Source organism: Stenotrophomonas sp. ATCM1_4 (genome assembly GCF_004348115.1).
Classification (GTDB): domain Bacteria; phylum Pseudomonadota; class Gammaproteobacteria; order Xanthomonadales; family Xanthomonadaceae; genus Stenotrophomonas; species Stenotrophomonas capsici.
The window spans coordinates 4,115,304-4,130,520 of sequence record NZ_QPFB01000001.1 but is presented as its reverse complement, the minus strand read 5'-3'; the positions used below and the strand labels follow the sequence as shown (position 1 = coordinate 4,130,520).

The window sequence follows — 15,217 nt, the reverse complement described above, 5'->3', positions numbered from 1 at the left end:
CTCACTGCACCAGTCGCAGGGGCTGCGACGGCACCTGTCCGCCGCGGCATTTGCGCACCTGCCAGGCATCCTGCGCCGGCAGGTATTCCAGCCGCAGCGCGGCCGGCGAGGCATTCACCGCATGGCGTCGATCACGCAATGCAAAACCACAGCAATCGCCGCTGTCGGCCGCCACCTGCAGGCGTCGCATCGCCCGCGCATCGGCAGTTTTGGGCCAGCCCAGCACCGCCGCACAGGCACCGCTGCGCAGGCATTGCTCGAACGCCCACAGCGCATCACGCGGCTCGGCTTCCACCACCTCCAGCCCGGCCAGCGCCACGCCGCCGGACTGCCATGCCGGCGCATAAGGAATGTACGGAGGCGCCACCAGCACCACCCGGTTGCCGGCCTGCGTCATCCGCGCCAGCGTCGGCAGCAGCAACGCGATCTCGCCCACGCCATCGGCTGGCAGCAGCAGTTCCGTCAGTGCCTTGCGCGGCCAGCCACCGGTGGGCAACACCGCGTCCAGCGGGGCGTGGCCGGTGGCCTCGCCCTCATGGTTGAGCGCACTGCCACGGCTGGCCCGCCATACCGTGCGTGCCGCCATCAGCTCGTCCAGGGCCAGTACTTCGCCCATTGTTCAACCCTGCCTGATCAGGCCGCAGTAGATGCCTTCGATGGCGAAGTCGGCGTCGGCCGCCACCACGATCGGCGCATGTGCCGGGTTGCGCGGCAACAGGCGGATCCCGTCGCGCCCCCGCTCCAGCCGCTTGATGGTGATTTCATCGTCCAGGCGCGCCACCACGATCTGGCCGTTGCGTGCCTCGCCGCTGCGCTGCACGCCCACCAGGTCACCGTCCAGGATGCCGTCGTCGATCATCGAATCGCCCTGCACCTGCAGCAGGTAGTCCGGGCGCCGCGCGAACAGGCCGCGGTCCAGCCGCAGTTGCCGCTCCAGGCCGATGTCCGGCCCGATCGGCCGACCGGCCGCCACCCGGCCCAGCACCGGCAGGTCCAGCACGGCCTGCGGCTCGGCCCCGGGGATGCGGATGCCCCGCTTCTGCCCGCTGCGCAGCTCGATCAGCCCGGCCTCGGCCAGCGCCTGCACATGCTTCTGCGCGGCGTTGCGCGAGGCAAACCCGCAATGGGCCGCGATCTCGGCCAGGCTGGGCGGCGCGCCCTGGCCCACCCGCTCGCGCAGGAAGGCCAGTACCGCTGCACGTTGGGAGGACAATTCTGACATGGTGTACATATGTACACCAAAGACATTCAACTGCCAATAACGGATTGCAAAACCTGACAGGCACGTCGCCGGCAAGCGGTCTCCCCGCGCCCATTCACCTCACGCGCGCCACTGTCCATGGCCCCATCAACGCTATCTGCCGGAAACCAGACTGCAGCATCTGTAGGAATAAACTTACAGGGCGTCGGGCCTAACCCGCATTGTGTAAGGGCCATCCCGACGGGAACATTCCTAACTTCTGACAGGCAGCCACGGCGTTGGATGCTTTATGAGTTACGAAAACCTACAGGCCAGTTTTGACAGCCTGGCCCAGGAAATCGTCGTCTACGCCTTCGCCCTGCGCGATGGCGAACGCAAGCACATGATGCGCGAGCTCTGCCTGATCGCCGGCCAGATTGCCCAGGTGGTGCAGGGACGGGCCGATGAGGTCAAGATCCTGTGCGCGCTGGACGGCACCATCCACCGCGCCAACAGCATGGTCAACGCCGTGGAGCAGTGCGAGAACATCCGCGAGCGCACCGCGCGCCATTACCTCGGCAACCGGCACACCTGCCGCGATTGATCACCGCATCGTTGCGCCGCCGCTGCGTTACCCATCCACCGTTCCACCCTGCCGGCCCTGGACGAAGGCCTTGAAGGCATCGGCAGGCAACGCCTTGGCATACAACCAGCCCTGCGCGTACTGGACGCCGGCTTCCATGAGGTAACGCGCCTGCGCCTCGGTCTCCACGCCTTCGGCCACCATCGCCAGATTCAACTGGTGTGCCATGCTGATGATGTGGTTGACCACGATGCTCTGGGCGGCCTCCTGGTCGATGGCCTTGACGAAGGACTTGTCGATCTTCAGCGCATCCAGCGACAGCCCCTCAAGCAGCGACAGGCTTGAATAGCCAGTACCGAAATCGTCGATCACCACGCGGTGGCCCGCGGCGCGCACCTTCCGGATCGCCACCGCGGCAGCGGAGGCATTCATGAAACCGTGCTCGGTGATCTCCAGCCAGACCTGCGATGGGTCCACGCCTGCCCGGCTCACCGCCTGGGAAAGCCGGGGCAGGAAGCACGCCGTCTCCATGTCATCGGCGGGGATGTTGAGGCTGACATGCAGCTCGCCATGTGCACGGAAGAAGGCGCCCATTTCCTCCAGCGCGGTTTCGATCACCAGTTCCGTCAGCGCCGAAGTCAGGCCCTTGGCTTCGGCCAGGGGCAGGAACTCGCCGGGCAAGGCGATCCGGCCATCCGGCTGCGGCCAGCGCACGAGCGCCTCGGCCCCCCGGCAACGGCCGGTCGTAAGATCCATGATCGGCTGGTAATGCACCACCAGTTCGCGGTTCCTGATCGCCCGCTTCAGGGCTTTCTCTGGCGACGGCTGCTGCCGCCACACGCACAAGATCAGGCCCAACAGCATGGCCGAGATGACGCCACCGATGAGCACGGTGTAGCGCCAGTCCAGCAGCAGCGACGCTTCATGCGCACCCTTCTCGACAAGCGCGAACGCGACCAGGCCCGAAACCGGGCGCGCGGCAAAGACGAACTGGTCGGCGCGCGGCGAATGGCCTCCGACCAGCAGCGCCTGCACGAGCTGCGGGTCAACCTGCGTGGAGGATTCCAGCACGCGCCCCTGGCGGCTGGCCACCCCGTACACCGTGCCCTTGTCCGCGACCACGTCGGTGAGCCGCCCCGGCGTGATGAGCACGCCATAGTCCCCGCGCCGGATCTCGACGCGCGGGCTGCCCTTGAACAGGACCGGACGCTCGGCATAGGACAGCCAGTTGCCGCCGCCGATATCAAGGTCGGACGGATGCGCCGGCACTGGCGGATCGATGCTGCCCAGCCGCGAGCAGACCAGTTCCGAGTTCCTGAAGAAGCCCACGTCCTCGATACTGCGCGAGTCCGCGGCCACCTGCCCCATCATCTTGCGGTGCGCGAGCGAACAGTCGGTCCGGTCGATGCGCTGCGCACGCGACAACGCCTGCCTGGCATCATCCAGCGTGCGTTCCACGCGTGATGCGGTCCAGGCAGCTGCATTGCCAACGTATTGTTCCTGCGCCCTCAGTGACTGCGCCTGCAGCAGCTTCGACACGCCAAGCAGGGGGAGCATGCCTGCGGTGATTGCCAGAAGCACTGCGCTGAACATTACCGATCGTTTTCTCATGCACCCTCGCAATGTCGGCATGCCCTTTCCCTTGGGCAAACCGTCATTACGATACACCCGCCATTCACCGCCATGGGGGAAGGGCCGTTTCAGCCCCGGGCCTGGCCGGCGACCCATCGACGCTACGTCCGCCAGGCCTCCGGCAACTGGCCGTAAAAGCCCCTTGACGCCTGGCCTGCCGTCAGGCGCATACTGGCCAAAACCGTGACATCCGTTGCAGATTCAGGGGGCTGTGATGGGATTTGCAGAGCTGCGCGCAGCGCTTGAGGACTCGGCCTCCGAGCTGATCGCCCATGCCTATGGCATGTCACACGCCGAACGGTCTTTCCACCTTCAGCGGGTCGGCCTGCTGGCCGGCCGGGTGCTGTCGGCCGCCGACGGGTTGCCCGATGCGGAGGCCGTGGCCGCATCGGTTGATGCCCTGCTCCACCGGGTCCAAAGCCATGTCGGGGCCATTGAGCAGTGTGAGCGGATCCTGCGAACAGCCCCCGGGTGGCTCACTCCGTCCCGGCGCCTGCCCTGACGAAAACGGCCCGGGGAACCGGGCCGTGGCGGTCGCCAGGCAGCAAGCCGCTGCCTGGCGTGGTCTGCAGCAGTCCCCAGGACGAGCGCTGCAGGTGACCGCCCAAAGCGGTCGGTGACACGCCTTGCTTACTTGAAGTCGAGCGTCTGTTCGAACGACTTCAGCGCGTGGCGTGCCAGCGCCAGGTTGGCGCGGGAGCGGTCCAGTACCACGTACAGGAACAGGTCCTGGTTGCTCTCCAGCGGGCGCAGCAGGTGGTACTGCTTGGCCAGGGTGATCAGGACATCGTCAATGGTGTCGGTCAGCCCCAGCGAAGCAGCGGCACGACGCTTGGCGCGCACCACTTCGGCGTTGCCGGCAGCGGCGATCTCCATGTTCAACGAACCGCCCCCGAGCAGGCCCAGGGCCATGCCACTGCCGCTGTCCACCAGCGCAGCACCCACAAAACCCTCCAACTCGCTCAACTTGTCCAGCTTCACGTTTCCAGCCATCGCTTGATCCTTTTCGACTCCATGGTGACCCGCTCGCACGCCGGCAGGCCGGCCGCGCAAGCGATTGGGGCGGAGTCTAGGAGCGCAGGGGAACGGGCTTCACTCACAGGTGATCGCAAATCGTCGCGCATGTTCTCTTTCGATCACACACAACGGCGATGGCAATGCCTCAACAGGCGACGGTATAGGCCAGCAGGCGCTTGCCCACCACGGCCAGGATGCGGTTGAGCAGTTCGACATCCGTGGGCTGGCCCAGGTCCAATGCCTGCTTGATGACGCGTTCGGGCAGGTCCAGGCTGGCGGCCGCCGCCCTGAAATCGCGCCCGCTGGCAAACATCTCGTTGATGACCATCACCTTGAGGGCCTCGCCGGGCGAGAGCCGCACGAAGAAGGAAGGCGAAGGCCGGGCCTTGGGAACGCGGATGGGCAGCTTGGAGCGCACGCAGCGGGCGATCTCGGCCAACAGCGCACCCTTGAGCTCGATGAGCGGATCACGGCGGGCGGCAACGGAAACTTCCGGCCAGTCAACCAGCGCCACCTTCACTTTTCCCTGGCTGGCATCCACTCGTACCGCGTACTTGAACATCCCGTGATCTGGCTGGTTTCCCCGAGGCAAATCTAGCAAACGGAATGTGAAGAGAACTGTCCACGCAGATCACAAATCAGGGGGCGTGCTCCCCACGAACACCCGCCATCGTCGCCGCCATTGCAAGGGTGATGCCCGCAGTACCGGCATGATCGACGCCATCAATCGATAGGACAGATGGCGGCGATGCAGCCCGGTCGCGGCAGCCGCGTCAGATCGCGCCCGGGCGCAACCGCAGGCTGCCCAGCACCTGGTCCCAGGCCGCCAGTGCCTCGGCATCGTTGCCAAAGGCGGCGGCCGGTGCAGCCTGTTCCTCGGTCAACAACTGCAGCGAGAGGAACGGGAACTGCAACGACTCCGCGCGCCCCTGTGATTCCCACAGGAACGCGTACATGCGTTTGCCACCTTCCTCGGCATGGGCAAGGATCTCCTGCCCCTGGATCGGCCCCACGTCGCGCTCACCACGGCGCAGGTTGCGCATCTTCGCCTGGGCGGCGGCGTACTCGGGTGGCAGGTCGCTACTACGCTGCAACAGCGGGCGGTCCGGCCGCCCGGTCACGTACGACATCAGCGTCATCCGGGCGCCCGGATAAGCGCGTGGACGCAGGCCGATGGTCATCTCCTCGCTGTTGATGCGGTTGCCCGCGATGAAGCCCGAGTCGATGCAGAACCCGGCGGCGGTCGGGATGGTGGCGGGATCGCGGTAACTGATGCGCGGGCGCAGGGCGCGATAGTTCTCGATGGCGGCCGGCAGTTTGGCCGCATCGGTCTCGCCGCTGACCAGGTAGCGCACGCCATGCGCACGGTCCAGCACATACAGTTCCTGCCGATGGCCGGCCTTGCTGGTGTCGCTCACCCAGGAGGTCAGCAGCACCGCATCCTCGTCGATGCGGGTCTGGCTCACCGACATGCTGCCACCCAGCCGATGCGACGCGGCCGCCAACGCAGCCTCGCGCGCGGCAACCTGCTGCCGGAACCGTTCGGTCGAAACGCCGGTGGCGGTCTCCACCTTCTTCTTCGCATACACGTAGCCAGGGTTGACCGTGGTACCGGCCGGGACATCCAGCAGGAATCGTCCAACGCACAATGTCTTCATATCGCTTTCCCGTTGTAGCGGCGCCGCACAGGCAACACCCGCGGCGCCAAGGGCCAATACCGTCAACGCCAGCAGGACGCGCAATGCCGGCCATCCCGAGGCCATCGTCACCCGCTCAGGCCCAGTCCGCGCCCTGCGCCAATCGCACTGCGGCGTACAGGGTTGCCCATCGCGTGCGTTCGTCGTTGTAGCTGCCTTGGTGGTCATAGCCCTTCTTTCCCCTTTTCGCGTACTCGCCGGTACCGAGACTGCCTTGCCGGAAACACGCCAGCACATCGATTTTCGGGGCGGCACCTGAACAGGCCGGCACCGTGCCGTCACCGGGGTCCGCCGGGTCGGCGATCTCCAGTTTGATCTGACCGCCTGGACCCTTGAGCTTGACCTTCCCGTTGCGGTTGTCCGACACCGTCTCCATGCCGTCGGCACTCATCATGCTGCCCCCGCTCCAATGCAACTCCCCCCAGCTCAGCTGCTTTGCATCGTCGCCGTAGTGCACGTAACTGGGCGCGTGGTACTTGCGGCTGATGTCCTTGTGGAAGAACTGCACGCCTTCGATGTTGATCTGGAACGAGGTGCGCGCCGACAACGTCGGGCCATCCTCCTCCTCGCGTGCCGACGCCGCTTCCGCGGTCGGCGCGGAAGGGTCGAGCAGCTCGGTATTGCCCTCCGGGACCAGCCCGTACCATTTCGTGTTGAGGTAGATCTCCTTGTACGGGTCACCGTTGAACGGGATCCGCGTCCCGTTGTCGCCCAGCTGCAACCATGGCTTGCCCTGGTTGTAGTCGGCGGCCGGCAGCAGTTCCAGGCCACCCGGCGCCTGCGCCAGGATCGCGATCACTTCCCCCGCATTGCGGCCCAGGATGATGCTGGAGACGCCGGTATAGCCCGCGCGGCAATGGTGATAGGTCGCGGCGGCGCCGGTCGCCGGCATCACGCCATGCGAGATCCCCAGCAGGTTGGCGTAGTTCTCCAGCCGCGAAATCGCACGCGATACCAACCCGCCCATCGAGTGCGTCACCAGCACCACCTTCTTGGCACGGACACCGCGCTTGGCGTAGTACGGCAGGATCACCTGGTCGATGCGGGCGATCATGTCGCGGGCAGACAGGCGATTGCTCTGCAGCCAGTTGTAGCCGCCGGACCAGACCTCGAAGCGATAGTGCGCGGCTTTCTTGCACTGCTCCGGCGTCAATGCCGCGCTCATCCCGTTCTGCTCGCCATACTCAGCCGGCGCGCGTACCCCATCGCCGCTCCACCACGGCTGCAGCTTGCCGGCGGACATCAGGTCGTTGAGCTTGCGATGCATCTCGGCCATCACCGGGTTGTAGGCCGAGCGCATCAGCGAGCCCCATCCGCGTTCACGCGCCAGCGCCTCGGGGATGGTGCCCTCCGCATCCAGGGAACCGCGCTCGTCCACCTCGGACGTCAACGGGTTCAACAAGCGCTGCCGCGTAGCCGCGCCCCGGAACAGGAATACGACCATCTGCCCCAGCGCCCCCAGGATCGCGCCCACGCCGTCGGTATTGGGCGGCCGCCACACCGGGTCACCGGTGATCGTGGACTTCAGGTTGGTCCCCATGATGCCGGGCACGAAGATCACCGGGATCACCGCATCGGTGTCGGCCTCGACCACTTTTTCGCGCTGGTCCTTCAACGCGGTCAGGCGCGCGCGCGCGACCGGGCGTCCGTCGGCATCCCAGTCGCCGGTCGGCAGCAGTACTTCGTCTTTCTCATCCATGCGTCACGCCTTCCCCAGGATCTTGATGACCACTTCATCGATGCCCTGCCCGCGTTGCCGCGGCAGGCGTCCCTGCGCATCGGTGACCAGCTCGCTGCGCCCACCGTCACTGCGGGTGATCTCCACGCGCGTATTGGCCATGGGCTCCCCGGTCGCGCGATGGCGCACGACATAGAGATCGTCAAACTGCGCGTTGGGCCAGCTGTTCATTTCGGTGGACAGGTGCGTCGGCCCCACGAACCGCTTCCTGCTCGCATGCACGGTGATCTTTCCCGGGCAGTTGAAGCTGATGTTGCCGCCCTCGATCGCGAAGGCGTGCGCTTCCACCGCAGCGATGCGACCGAATCCAGTGACAGCATCCAGTTGTTGGGCCGGCAGCGGCAGCTGACCAGCACGCGCGTGAGCGTGCTCAGCGATGACTACCGCCGGGTGAGCAGCATCGCGCGGCAGTTGCCGGTGGACGGCGGTGGCACGCAGTCCCAGCGCGAGCACTACGACCCGGCCGGTGCCTATGCCTTCGCCGATGGCGCCACGGCCGATCATTACGCGCAGTTGCAGGCGCAGGTGCTGGAAGCCCACAGCCGGTGCTGGCACGGGCAGGGCAGCGTGCGTGGGCTGCAGTCCGGCACCTGGGTGCGGGTGCAGCAGGCGCCGTTTGCTGAACCGCCGGAGCTGTTGCTGGTCGAGGTGGAGCACACCGGCATCAACAACCTGCCGACCGACCTGCGCAGGAGCGTGGAGACGACGCTGGGTGGATTGCCCATGGAGGGTGGTGCCACGACCGCATGGCAGCAGGCCGAGAAAGTGGGCTACGGCAATACCTTCACCGCCGTGGAGCGGACGCAGCCCTGGCGGCCACGGTTGCACGATGCCACCGGTGCGCGCCTGAACCCCCGGCCGACCGCACCGGGCTACCAGACCGCCATCGTGGTGGCCGGCCACGACGGTGGTGGGCAGGACGTCCATGCCGACAGCTTGGGGCGGATACGCGTGCGTTTCCATTTCCAGGATGCGCAGGGCGATACCACCTGGCTGCGGGTGGCCCAGCGCTACGCCGGGCCGGGCGTGGGCAGCCAGTTCCTGCCGCGCATCGGCCAGGAAGTGGTGGTGGGGTTCTTGGAAGGCGACATCGACCGGCCCATCGTGCTGGGCGCGCTGTACAACGGCCGCGGCGAAGCGGGCGTGGCGCCGACCCCGGCCGGGGCCGAGGGCGAGACGGATCGCGCGATCTACGGGCAGGCCGGCGACCAGCGCAGCAGTGCGCAGGGCAACCTGAGCGGTGGCCACGCCCCGGCCTGGCATGCCGCCGGCGGGGGTGACGATGCGCACCGGCACGCCGGTGCGGTGTGGGGTATCCGCTCACGCGAATGGGACGGCGGGCAAGGCAGCAATCATCTGCTGTTCGATGACTCGGACCAGCAGCTGCGGGTGCAGCTGGCCAGCAGCCAGCAGACCTCGCAGCTGACGCTGGGCCACCTGCGCCACCAGTCGGACAACTTCCTGGGCAGCCTGCGCGGCACCGGCTTCGAGCTGCGCACCGACGGCTGGGGCGCGGTGCGTGCGACGGCGGGCAGCTGGTTCAGTGCGTATGCGCATGACGGAGCACAGCCGGTGGGCGAGGCGGTGCAGCCGTCAGCCCTGCTCAAGCAGGTGAACCAGCTGGGCCAGCGCTTCAGCGAGGCGGCACGGACCCACCTGACCAGCCCGTTGGCGCTGCAGGAAGGTGCGCGTGGCAAGGCGCGCTCGCAGCTGATCGCCGACAAGGCGCCGCTGGCGGCGCTGCAGGACAGCGTCAACACCACGGTACGTGGCGACAGCTACAGCGAGGCCCGAAGCGAGGCTGGCGAGCGGCAGGCGCAACCCGGCCAAGGGCGGGTGCCGCACAGCGGTGATCCGCTGCTGGGCCTGGCCGCGCCGGCGGGCATCGCCCAGGTGGCCGGGCAGGCGCTGCACTGGACGGCCGGTGAAGGGCTGCTGCTGGCCAGCGGCGAGCACAGCGACACCACGGTGATGGGGGATGCGCGGCTGCATGCCGGGCAGGCGGTCGGGATGCTGGCGGCCGCGGTCGACGGCGGCGTGAAGGAAGGCAACGCGCTGAGCGTGGTCACCGGTGCCGGCGAGCTGGACGTGCAGGCGCAGAACGACAAGGTGCAGATCCAGTCACGGCAGGCGCTGCGCGCGGCCAGTGCGCAGGGCGTGGTGGAGCTGGCGGCCGGCAAGACGATCCACATCGCCACCGCCGGTGGTGCGAGCGTGACGATCGAGGGCGGCAACATCAGCTTCAACTGCCCGGGAAAGATCACCGTGCATGCCAAGAAGAAGTCCTTCGTGGGCCCGGTGCAGGGCGACTATCCGTTGCCGCTGTTCCCGAAGTCCATCTGCGTGGAGTGCATGCTGAAGGCCGCCGCGTCCGGTGCGCCATTCGCGGCATTGCAGTAAGGAGGAAGCGACGTTGTCCTCCTGTCATGCAAACAATGCACTGCCTTCGGCCGCGTTGCCCGCGTTGGCGGCCGCCATCGCCGGTGACGGCGATCTTGCCTGTTGGGCGTTGCTGGATGCTGCCCTGGTCGATGCCGGGCGGGTGCAGGCGGTCTGCGCCCGGCATGGCATGCAGGTCACGGCGGCCTATGCGGGCTCGGAGCTGGATGCCTACGGCGACGTGGGCGTGCTGCTGCTCTCCCTTGCCGGCAGTGAGGTGCACCGCACCGCGCAGGTCCTGCAATTGCTTGAGCTCGCAATGCCCGCGCCGGCGCTGAGCTGGTTGTACAGCAATGCCGATGTTGGGCAGTTGCAGCGGTTGTGCGCCTATCTGGGCATGGCGCGCGTCGCCGAACGCGGGCAGCCCATCCACTGCCGGTTCGCTGATACGCGCGTGCTGCCAGTGTTGCTGGCCGAGTTGTCCGCCACGCAGGTTGCGCGCGTGAGCGGATGTGTCGCGCAATGGGGTTGGGTGGACCGCAACGGACAGTACGTGCAGTGGCGTGGAGCGCCGGGCGGGGCGGTCGCCGATACACACGAGCACCTGCACCTGTCCGTGGCCCAGTTCCGTGCGCTGCGCGCCGCCGCCGAGCCCGATGCGATCTTCATGATGTTGTGCGAACAGACCCCCAGCCTGGTGCCGGAGGCACGCGTGCGCGGCGACTTCCATGCCCGGATCACCCAGATCCTGCAGACGGCGTCCCGCTTCAACGTGCAGGATCTCAAGAGCCGCCTGCAGTTCGTGGTGCTCAGCCTCAGCTGCGGGGAAGACTTCCACACCCTGCCGGAACTGCACTCCACCTGGGAAGGCGTGCGAGCGGGGGAGTTCCTGCTGGTCGACAAGATGCCGCTGTGGGGCAATGCGGTCTGGGAACGGCTGGAGTACCGCCGCCCGGAGGAAGAACGCGGGGTGCTGCCATGAGGGGCACGGCATTGCAGCAGGACGCCACCACATCGCAGCGGTCCGTTGATGACCGCAGGCATGACCACGGCGGGCGCAGGACGCCCGCAAGGATGGACCGAATGAAGCCTGCCCTTCCGTATTTCCATGAACGCCGCAAACCATTGGCACGTACGATGAGGCGGCACTGGCAGGTACTTCTCGGCGTTTGCCTGCTCTCGCTGGTGAGCGCCTGCGGGGCAAAGTCCGGTCAGGACGACACGGCCATGGGCAGCATCGACGGATACAACTCCACCGATCAGGCCATCACGCCGTTCTACGTGAACAACCACGGCGGCGTCAGCATCAACGCTTACTCCGGTGGTGGCTCGGTGTGCTGCATCCTCTACCCGAGGAAATGGCATCCCGGGCTGACCGCCAAGGTCAAGTGGGCGACCAGCAGCGGCAAGTCCGATGGTGACCCGACCCAGACCTGGCATGAGGCGGAGGTTCCGATCGAGCCTTATGACGTGCCCGGTTCGATGAATGTGCATTTCCTGCCGAATGACGAGGTGCGGATCGTGATCTTCAACGGTTCGCCGCGCGCGGAAGGTTACAAGGGGCCGCCCTATCCGGAAGCACCGCCAGGCTGGTCGACGCGATCGGACGTTGAGGACGCAGGTGTGCCGCCCGTACCGGCTGCCCCGCAGGGAGAAACCAAATGAGCAAGTTCGAGGCAGGCTGGTGGGCGGTTGATCGTCGTGGCGACGGTTCGACGGAGGCGTGGTTCTTCGCCGATGCGAAGCATGTCACTGGAACGGCCTTGTTGCTGCCCAACGGCGACCAGTTGCTGTACTTCCGCCCCACCAAGGAGAAGCCCTTCCTGTTGCGTGACTGGAAGCCCAGCTATGAACGCCTGGGCAGCGCACCGCCGGGCGACAGCTGGGACAACGACAAGTACGGGGCGAAGGCAAATGCCACCATGCAGATGCCGAAGGACTTCCCGCGCGCAAGTCGCAAGCCCAGCGCGCAGGAGCTGTCCGGGCGGGCCGGAAAGGCCGACCTGGGCAAGGCCGACGGCCTGGACTGCATGCGCGAGCTGCATGTCGGGGTGTTCTTCGATGGCACCAACAACAACATGCTGCGCGACCGCGGCAGTGCGGGCCATTCAAACGTGGTCACGCTGTACGACGCGCACAAGTCCGATGACGTGGAGTACTTCAAGTTCTACCTGCCCGGAGTGGGCACGCCGTTCCCCGAGATCGACGAAACGGGGGAGGACAGCAAGGGAAAGAGCATGGCCCGCGGTGGTGAGGCACGCATCCACTACGCGATGATCATGCTGTACAACGCGGTTTCGCGTTCGGTCACCGGCACCGACCTGGTGCCGGCGGACGAAGCCAAGGTCCTGGTCACCGAGATCTGGAGGGGCTTGAAGACCCTGTATCGCGGCGGCAACGCCAAGATGATCCAGATATTCGAGGACATCGACAAACGCCTGCTGGCGAAGGTGAAGGAGAAGCGGCCGAACATCACCCGCGTCCACCTGACGGTGTTCGGTTTTTCGCGCGGCGCCGCGGAGGCACGCACGTTCTCGAACTGGGTGAAGCTGGCCACGAAGGGGAAGGTGGGGCCGGCAGAGTTGAACATCCGCTTCCTGGGGCTGTACGACACCGTGGCGTCGGTGCTGCTGGCCGATTCCTCGCCGGTGGGCGGCGGTTTCCTCGATTGGGCCAACGGCAGCATGGGCATTCCGGCCGGCGTCGAGCAGACCGTGCATTACTGCGCCGGGCATGAGATCCGGCGTTCGTTCCCGTTGTCGACGTTGCGCATGGGCGGGGATTGGCCGTCACCGGCCAAGGAGTTCGTCTACCCCGGCGTGCACTCGGATATCGGTGGTGGCTATGCCCCCGGCGACCAGGGCAAGGGACGTGCGGGGCGCAGTGACATGCTCTCGCAGATCCCGCTGAGCGACATGTATTTCGAAGGCGTCAACGGCGGCGTGAAGCTGCTTCCGCTCAATGAGCTGCCTGCCAATATCAACAGCGACTTCAAGATCGAGCCGGCGCTGCAAAGTGCGTTCTCGGCCTACCTTCAATGGACGCCGACCAACGAGAAGGGCGAGAACGTCAGCGGCAGCAAGCGCGGCCATATGGAAGGGCGCATGCAGACGCAGATGCAGCACTACTGGCGTTGGCGCGGGAAGTACACCAGCGACGCCGCGCTGAAGACGCTCAAGAGCTGGTCCGCGGCCAGCGCGCAGGACAAGGCGGACCTGGAAGAGGGAAACAAGGACTGGCAGGTTGACCTGCAGCGTGCCCGCGATGCCCACAAGCCCAGGACGGTGACGGTGCCCATCGGCCTGGCGGGGGTCCAGATCAATCTGTCGGCCTCGCCCTCGCAGGTGCAGAAGGACGTGGTCAGCGCAGTGGATGCGACGGCACCGATTCCTGCCGACGTCGACCGCTTCTTCGACGACTACGTGCATGACTCGCACGCGGGCTTCTGGATGCTTGGGCCGATCACGCGCATCGACAAGGCGATCTTCATCAACGAGATCCGCAAGCGCAACGCGCTGCGGGAGCACCACCTGGCACTGGCAAAACAGTACAGCGACCTGCGCAAGCACGACGAGGCCGGCCGCGAGTACATGCGGGCGCTGTCCTATGAGCTGAACCGGTTCGAGCAGCAGGTGCTGGCCGCCAACAGCAAGGACGTGGACGTCGAGGACGAGAACAGTGCAGGGAATGTGCCGTTGATGCGCGATTCGGATGCCAAGGACCTGCGTGACAACATGGGCATGGAAGGCTGGGTCGTGAAGAACGTGGTGGGATCGGGCACGCGCCGTGAACCCAACGGCGTTGGCCAGTACCGTCACATCATGGACCGCGACCACGAGCGCTTCCTGCAACCGATGAAGGAAGTGGAGTACCAGCGCGATCGCGCGATCGATGCGGCCAAGGAGAAGGTGCAGGAAGGTGTTGACGGTGTCCGCCAGAAGGCCGAGGAGATCAAGGACGGTGCGGCGCGCGCGGTGGATCGCGCGGTCGACAACGCGATTGATGCCGGCAAGGACGCCGTGATCGACGGACTCAAACGTGCGATCCCCAACGGGATGCCGCGGTTCTGATCACTGCGGTAGTCCTGCCAGACGACACGACGCGAGGCCCCGGTGGGCCTCGCGTCGTCATGGCCTGAACTGTGCGTTGTTGCCCGATTTGAAGCTTTGCCGATTCATTTATTTGAATTCGGCATGAAATGTCACGTTCCTGTTTTCTGATAGATTCGCCGGCAAGGGGGAATGCACGGCTATCCGCTGCGTGTCGGGCGGGCTGTCACAACTTCTGGGATTGGCATGGATCAGCTGACGAACCTGATGGCACAGGTCGCCGCGTTGAACAGCGCGCAGCGCCTGTACCGGCTGGAGAGTGACCTCCTTGGGGAGGGCGTGGTGGAGCGTTGGTGGGGGCGGGATGCGTTGGGGGCGCATGCGCGCACCGACGTGGATGTGCTCTGTACCGACGAGACGGTGGACCTGGAGGCGCTGCTGGGTTCGGCGGCGAGGCTGGTTGCGCGTACCGCCGCGGGCGGTGCGTGGAAGCGCAGCGGGCTGGTCTGCGAAGCGCGCCGGCTGGGCAGCGATGGCGGGCTGGTGCGCTATCGGCTGTCGCTGGCCTCGTGGACATGGTGGTTGCAGCATGCGCGCAACAGCCGCGTGTTCCAGGACAAGAGCGTGCGCCAGATCGTCGATGAGGTGCTGCAGGCACACGGCGACCTGGCCAGCTGGCAATGGGCCGAGGGCTGCGATGCGCTGCTCGGTGGCCGGGTGCGCAGCTACTGCGTGCAGTACCGCGAGAGCGACCTGGACTTCGTGCAGCGCCTGTTGGCCGAGGAAGGGCTGGGCTGGCGGCTGCAGGACGATGCGCAGGCACGCTGCGGCAACGGCATGGAGATCTTTGCCGACAGCGTGCGTCTGCCGGAGAGCGCGGCGAGCACCGAAGGCGTGCGCTTCCACCGCAGCGATGCGACCGAATCCAGTGACAGCATCCAG

General features: G+C 66.4%; 15 protein-coding genes. 7 read left to right on the top strand and 8 right to left on the bottom strand.

Annotated features, from left to right (window positions below):
- Nucleotide 1 precedes the first annotated feature (1 nt).
- On the bottom strand, nucleotides 2-616 hold the full coding sequence (imuA, locus tag ATCM_RS18750) for a translesion DNA synthesis-associated protein ImuA (RefSeq protein WP_165931224.1): 615 nt from the start codon (nucleotides 614-616) through the stop codon (nucleotides 2-4).
- 3 nt (nucleotides 617-619) lie between these two features.
- Nucleotides 620-1,222: a transcriptional repressor LexA gene (gene lexA / locus ATCM_RS18745; RefSeq protein ID WP_132866243.1), complete on the bottom strand. Its 603-nt coding sequence runs from the start codon at nucleotides 1,220-1,222 to the stop codon at nucleotides 620-622.
- Between the two features lie 268 nt (nucleotides 1,223-1,490).
- Here lexA and ATCM_RS18740 point away from each other — a divergent pair, with 268 nt between their 5' ends.
- Nucleotides 1,491-1,784, top strand: a complete 294-nt coding sequence (locus ATCM_RS18740; protein ID WP_132865976.1) for a hypothetical protein — start codon at nucleotides 1,491-1,493, stop codon at nucleotides 1,782-1,784.
- 27 nt (nucleotides 1,785-1,811) lie between these two features.
- On the opposite strand, the gene ATCM_RS18735 is transcribed toward ATCM_RS18740, so the two are convergent.
- A complete protein-coding gene (locus ATCM_RS18735) occupies nucleotides 1,812-3,320 on the bottom strand; it encodes an EAL domain-containing protein (protein WP_165931223.1) in 1,509 nt (502 codons plus the stop codon).
- A 289-nt stretch (nucleotides 3,321-3,609) separates the two neighbouring features.
- On the opposite strand from ATCM_RS18735, the gene ATCM_RS18730 reads away from it, so the two are divergent.
- On the top strand, nucleotides 3,610-3,897 hold the full coding sequence (locus ATCM_RS18730) for a hypothetical protein (RefSeq protein ID WP_132865974.1): 288 nt from the start codon (nucleotides 3,610-3,612) through the stop codon (nucleotides 3,895-3,897).
- A 128-nt stretch (nucleotides 3,898-4,025) separates the two neighbouring features.
- On the opposite strand, the gene ATCM_RS18725 is transcribed toward ATCM_RS18730, so the two are convergent.
- The 5 genes from ATCM_RS18725 to ATCM_RS18705 all read right to left on the bottom strand — a co-directional run bounded on the left by ATCM_RS18725 (nucleotide 4,026) and on the right by ATCM_RS18705 (nucleotide 8,135).
- Nucleotides 4,026-4,388: a roadblock/LC7 domain-containing protein gene (locus ATCM_RS18725; RefSeq protein ID WP_132865973.1), complete on the bottom strand. Its 363-nt coding sequence runs from the start codon at nucleotides 4,386-4,388 to the stop codon at nucleotides 4,026-4,028.
- A 169-nt stretch (nucleotides 4,389-4,557) separates the two neighbouring features.
- Nucleotides 4,558-4,974: a hypothetical protein gene (locus tag ATCM_RS18720; RefSeq protein WP_132865972.1), complete on the bottom strand. Its 417-nt coding sequence runs from the start codon at nucleotides 4,972-4,974 to the stop codon at nucleotides 4,558-4,560.
- Nucleotides 4,975-5,185: 211 nt separating this feature from the next.
- Complete coding sequence (locus ATCM_RS18715; RefSeq protein WP_132865971.1) at nucleotides 5,186-6,070, bottom strand: T6SS immunity protein Tli4 family protein; 885 nt, start codon at nucleotides 6,068-6,070, stop codon at nucleotides 5,186-5,188.
- Between the two features lie 115 nt (nucleotides 6,071-6,185).
- On the bottom strand, nucleotides 6,186-7,808 hold the full coding sequence (locus ATCM_RS18710; protein WP_132865970.1) for a hypothetical protein: 1,623 nt from the start codon (nucleotides 7,806-7,808) through the stop codon (nucleotides 6,186-6,188).
- A 3-nt stretch (nucleotides 7,809-7,811) separates the two neighbouring features.
- Nucleotides 7,812-8,135: a hypothetical protein gene (locus ATCM_RS18705; protein WP_165931084.1), complete on the bottom strand. Its 324-nt coding sequence runs from the start codon at nucleotides 8,133-8,135 to the stop codon at nucleotides 7,812-7,814.
- On the opposite strand from ATCM_RS18705, the gene ATCM_RS18700 reads away from it, so the two are divergent.
- The 5 genes from ATCM_RS18700 to ATCM_RS18680 form a co-directional block, all read left to right on the top strand.
- Complete coding sequence (locus tag ATCM_RS18700) at nucleotides 8,064-10,247, top strand: type VI secretion system Vgr family protein (protein ID WP_132865968.1); 2,184 nt, start codon at nucleotides 8,064-8,066, stop codon at nucleotides 10,245-10,247. The two genes, ATCM_RS18705 and ATCM_RS18700, sit on opposite strands and share 72 nt — an antisense overlap.
- Before the next feature lie 13 nt (nucleotides 10,248-10,260).
- Entirely contained in the window at nucleotides 10,261-11,208 is a 948-nt protein-coding gene (locus ATCM_RS18695; protein ID WP_165931222.1) for a DUF4123 domain-containing protein, read from the top strand.
- Between the two features lie 101 nt (nucleotides 11,209-11,309).
- Nucleotides 11,310-11,891, top strand: coding sequence for a DUF3304 domain-containing protein (locus ATCM_RS18690; RefSeq protein WP_225591987.1), 582 nt, complete (start codon nucleotides 11,310-11,312; stop codon nucleotides 11,889-11,891).
- Entirely contained in the window at nucleotides 11,888-14,296 is a 2,409-nt protein-coding gene (locus tag ATCM_RS18685) for a DUF2235 domain-containing protein (protein WP_132865965.1), read from the top strand. The genes ATCM_RS18690 and ATCM_RS18685 overlap by 4 nt, the downstream gene beginning before the upstream one ends.
- Nucleotides 14,297-14,521: 225 nt before the next feature.
- A partial coding sequence (locus ATCM_RS18680) for a type VI secretion system Vgr family protein (protein WP_243694063.1) occupies nucleotides 14,522-15,217 on the top strand: 696 nt, incomplete at its 3' end.

What these genes read in the sequence shown, in the direction of transcription:
- imuA (WP_165931224.1), bottom strand. Translation starts at nt 616, where the DNA reads ATGGGCGAAGTACTGGCCCTGGACGAGCTGATGGCGGCACGCACGGTA.
- lexA (WP_132866243.1), bottom strand. Translation starts at nt 1,222, where the DNA reads ATGTCAGAATTGTCCTCCCAACGTGCAGCGGTACTGGCCTTCCTGCGC.
- ATCM_RS18740 (WP_132865976.1), top strand. Translation starts at nt 1,491, where the DNA reads ATGAGTTACGAAAACCTACAGGCCAGTTTTGACAGCCTGGCCCAGGAA.
- ATCM_RS18735 (WP_165931223.1), bottom strand. Translation starts at nt 3,320, where the DNA reads ATGCTCCCCCTGCTTGGCGTGTCGAAGCTGCTGCAGGCGCAGTCACTG.
- ATCM_RS18730 (WP_132865974.1), top strand. Translation starts at nt 3,610, where the DNA reads ATGGGATTTGCAGAGCTGCGCGCAGCGCTTGAGGACTCGGCCTCCGAG.
- ATCM_RS18725 (WP_132865973.1), bottom strand. Translation starts at nt 4,388, where the DNA reads ATGGCTGGAAACGTGAAGCTGGACAAGTTGAGCGAGTTGGAGGGTTTT.
- ATCM_RS18720 (WP_132865972.1), bottom strand. Translation starts at nt 4,974, where the DNA reads ATGTTCAAGTACGCGGTACGAGTGGATGCCAGCCAGGGAAAAGTGAAG.
- ATCM_RS18715 (WP_132865971.1), bottom strand. Translation starts at nt 6,070, where the DNA reads ATGAAGACATTGTGCGTTGGACGATTCCTGCTGGATGTCCCGGCCGGT.
- ATCM_RS18710 (WP_132865970.1), bottom strand. Translation starts at nt 7,808, where the DNA reads ATGGATGAGAAAGACGAAGTACTGCTGCCGACCGGCGACTGGGATGCC.
- ATCM_RS18700 (WP_132865968.1), top strand. Translation starts at nt 8,064, where the DNA reads ATGCACGGTGATCTTTCCCGGGCAGTTGAAGCTGATGTTGCCGCCCTC.
- ATCM_RS18690 (WP_225591987.1), top strand. Translation starts at nt 11,310, where the DNA reads ATGAAGCCTGCCCTTCCGTATTTCCATGAACGCCGCAAACCATTGGCA.
- ATCM_RS18685 (WP_132865965.1), top strand. Translation starts at nt 11,888, where the DNA reads ATGAGCAAGTTCGAGGCAGGCTGGTGGGCGGTTGATCGTCGTGGCGAC.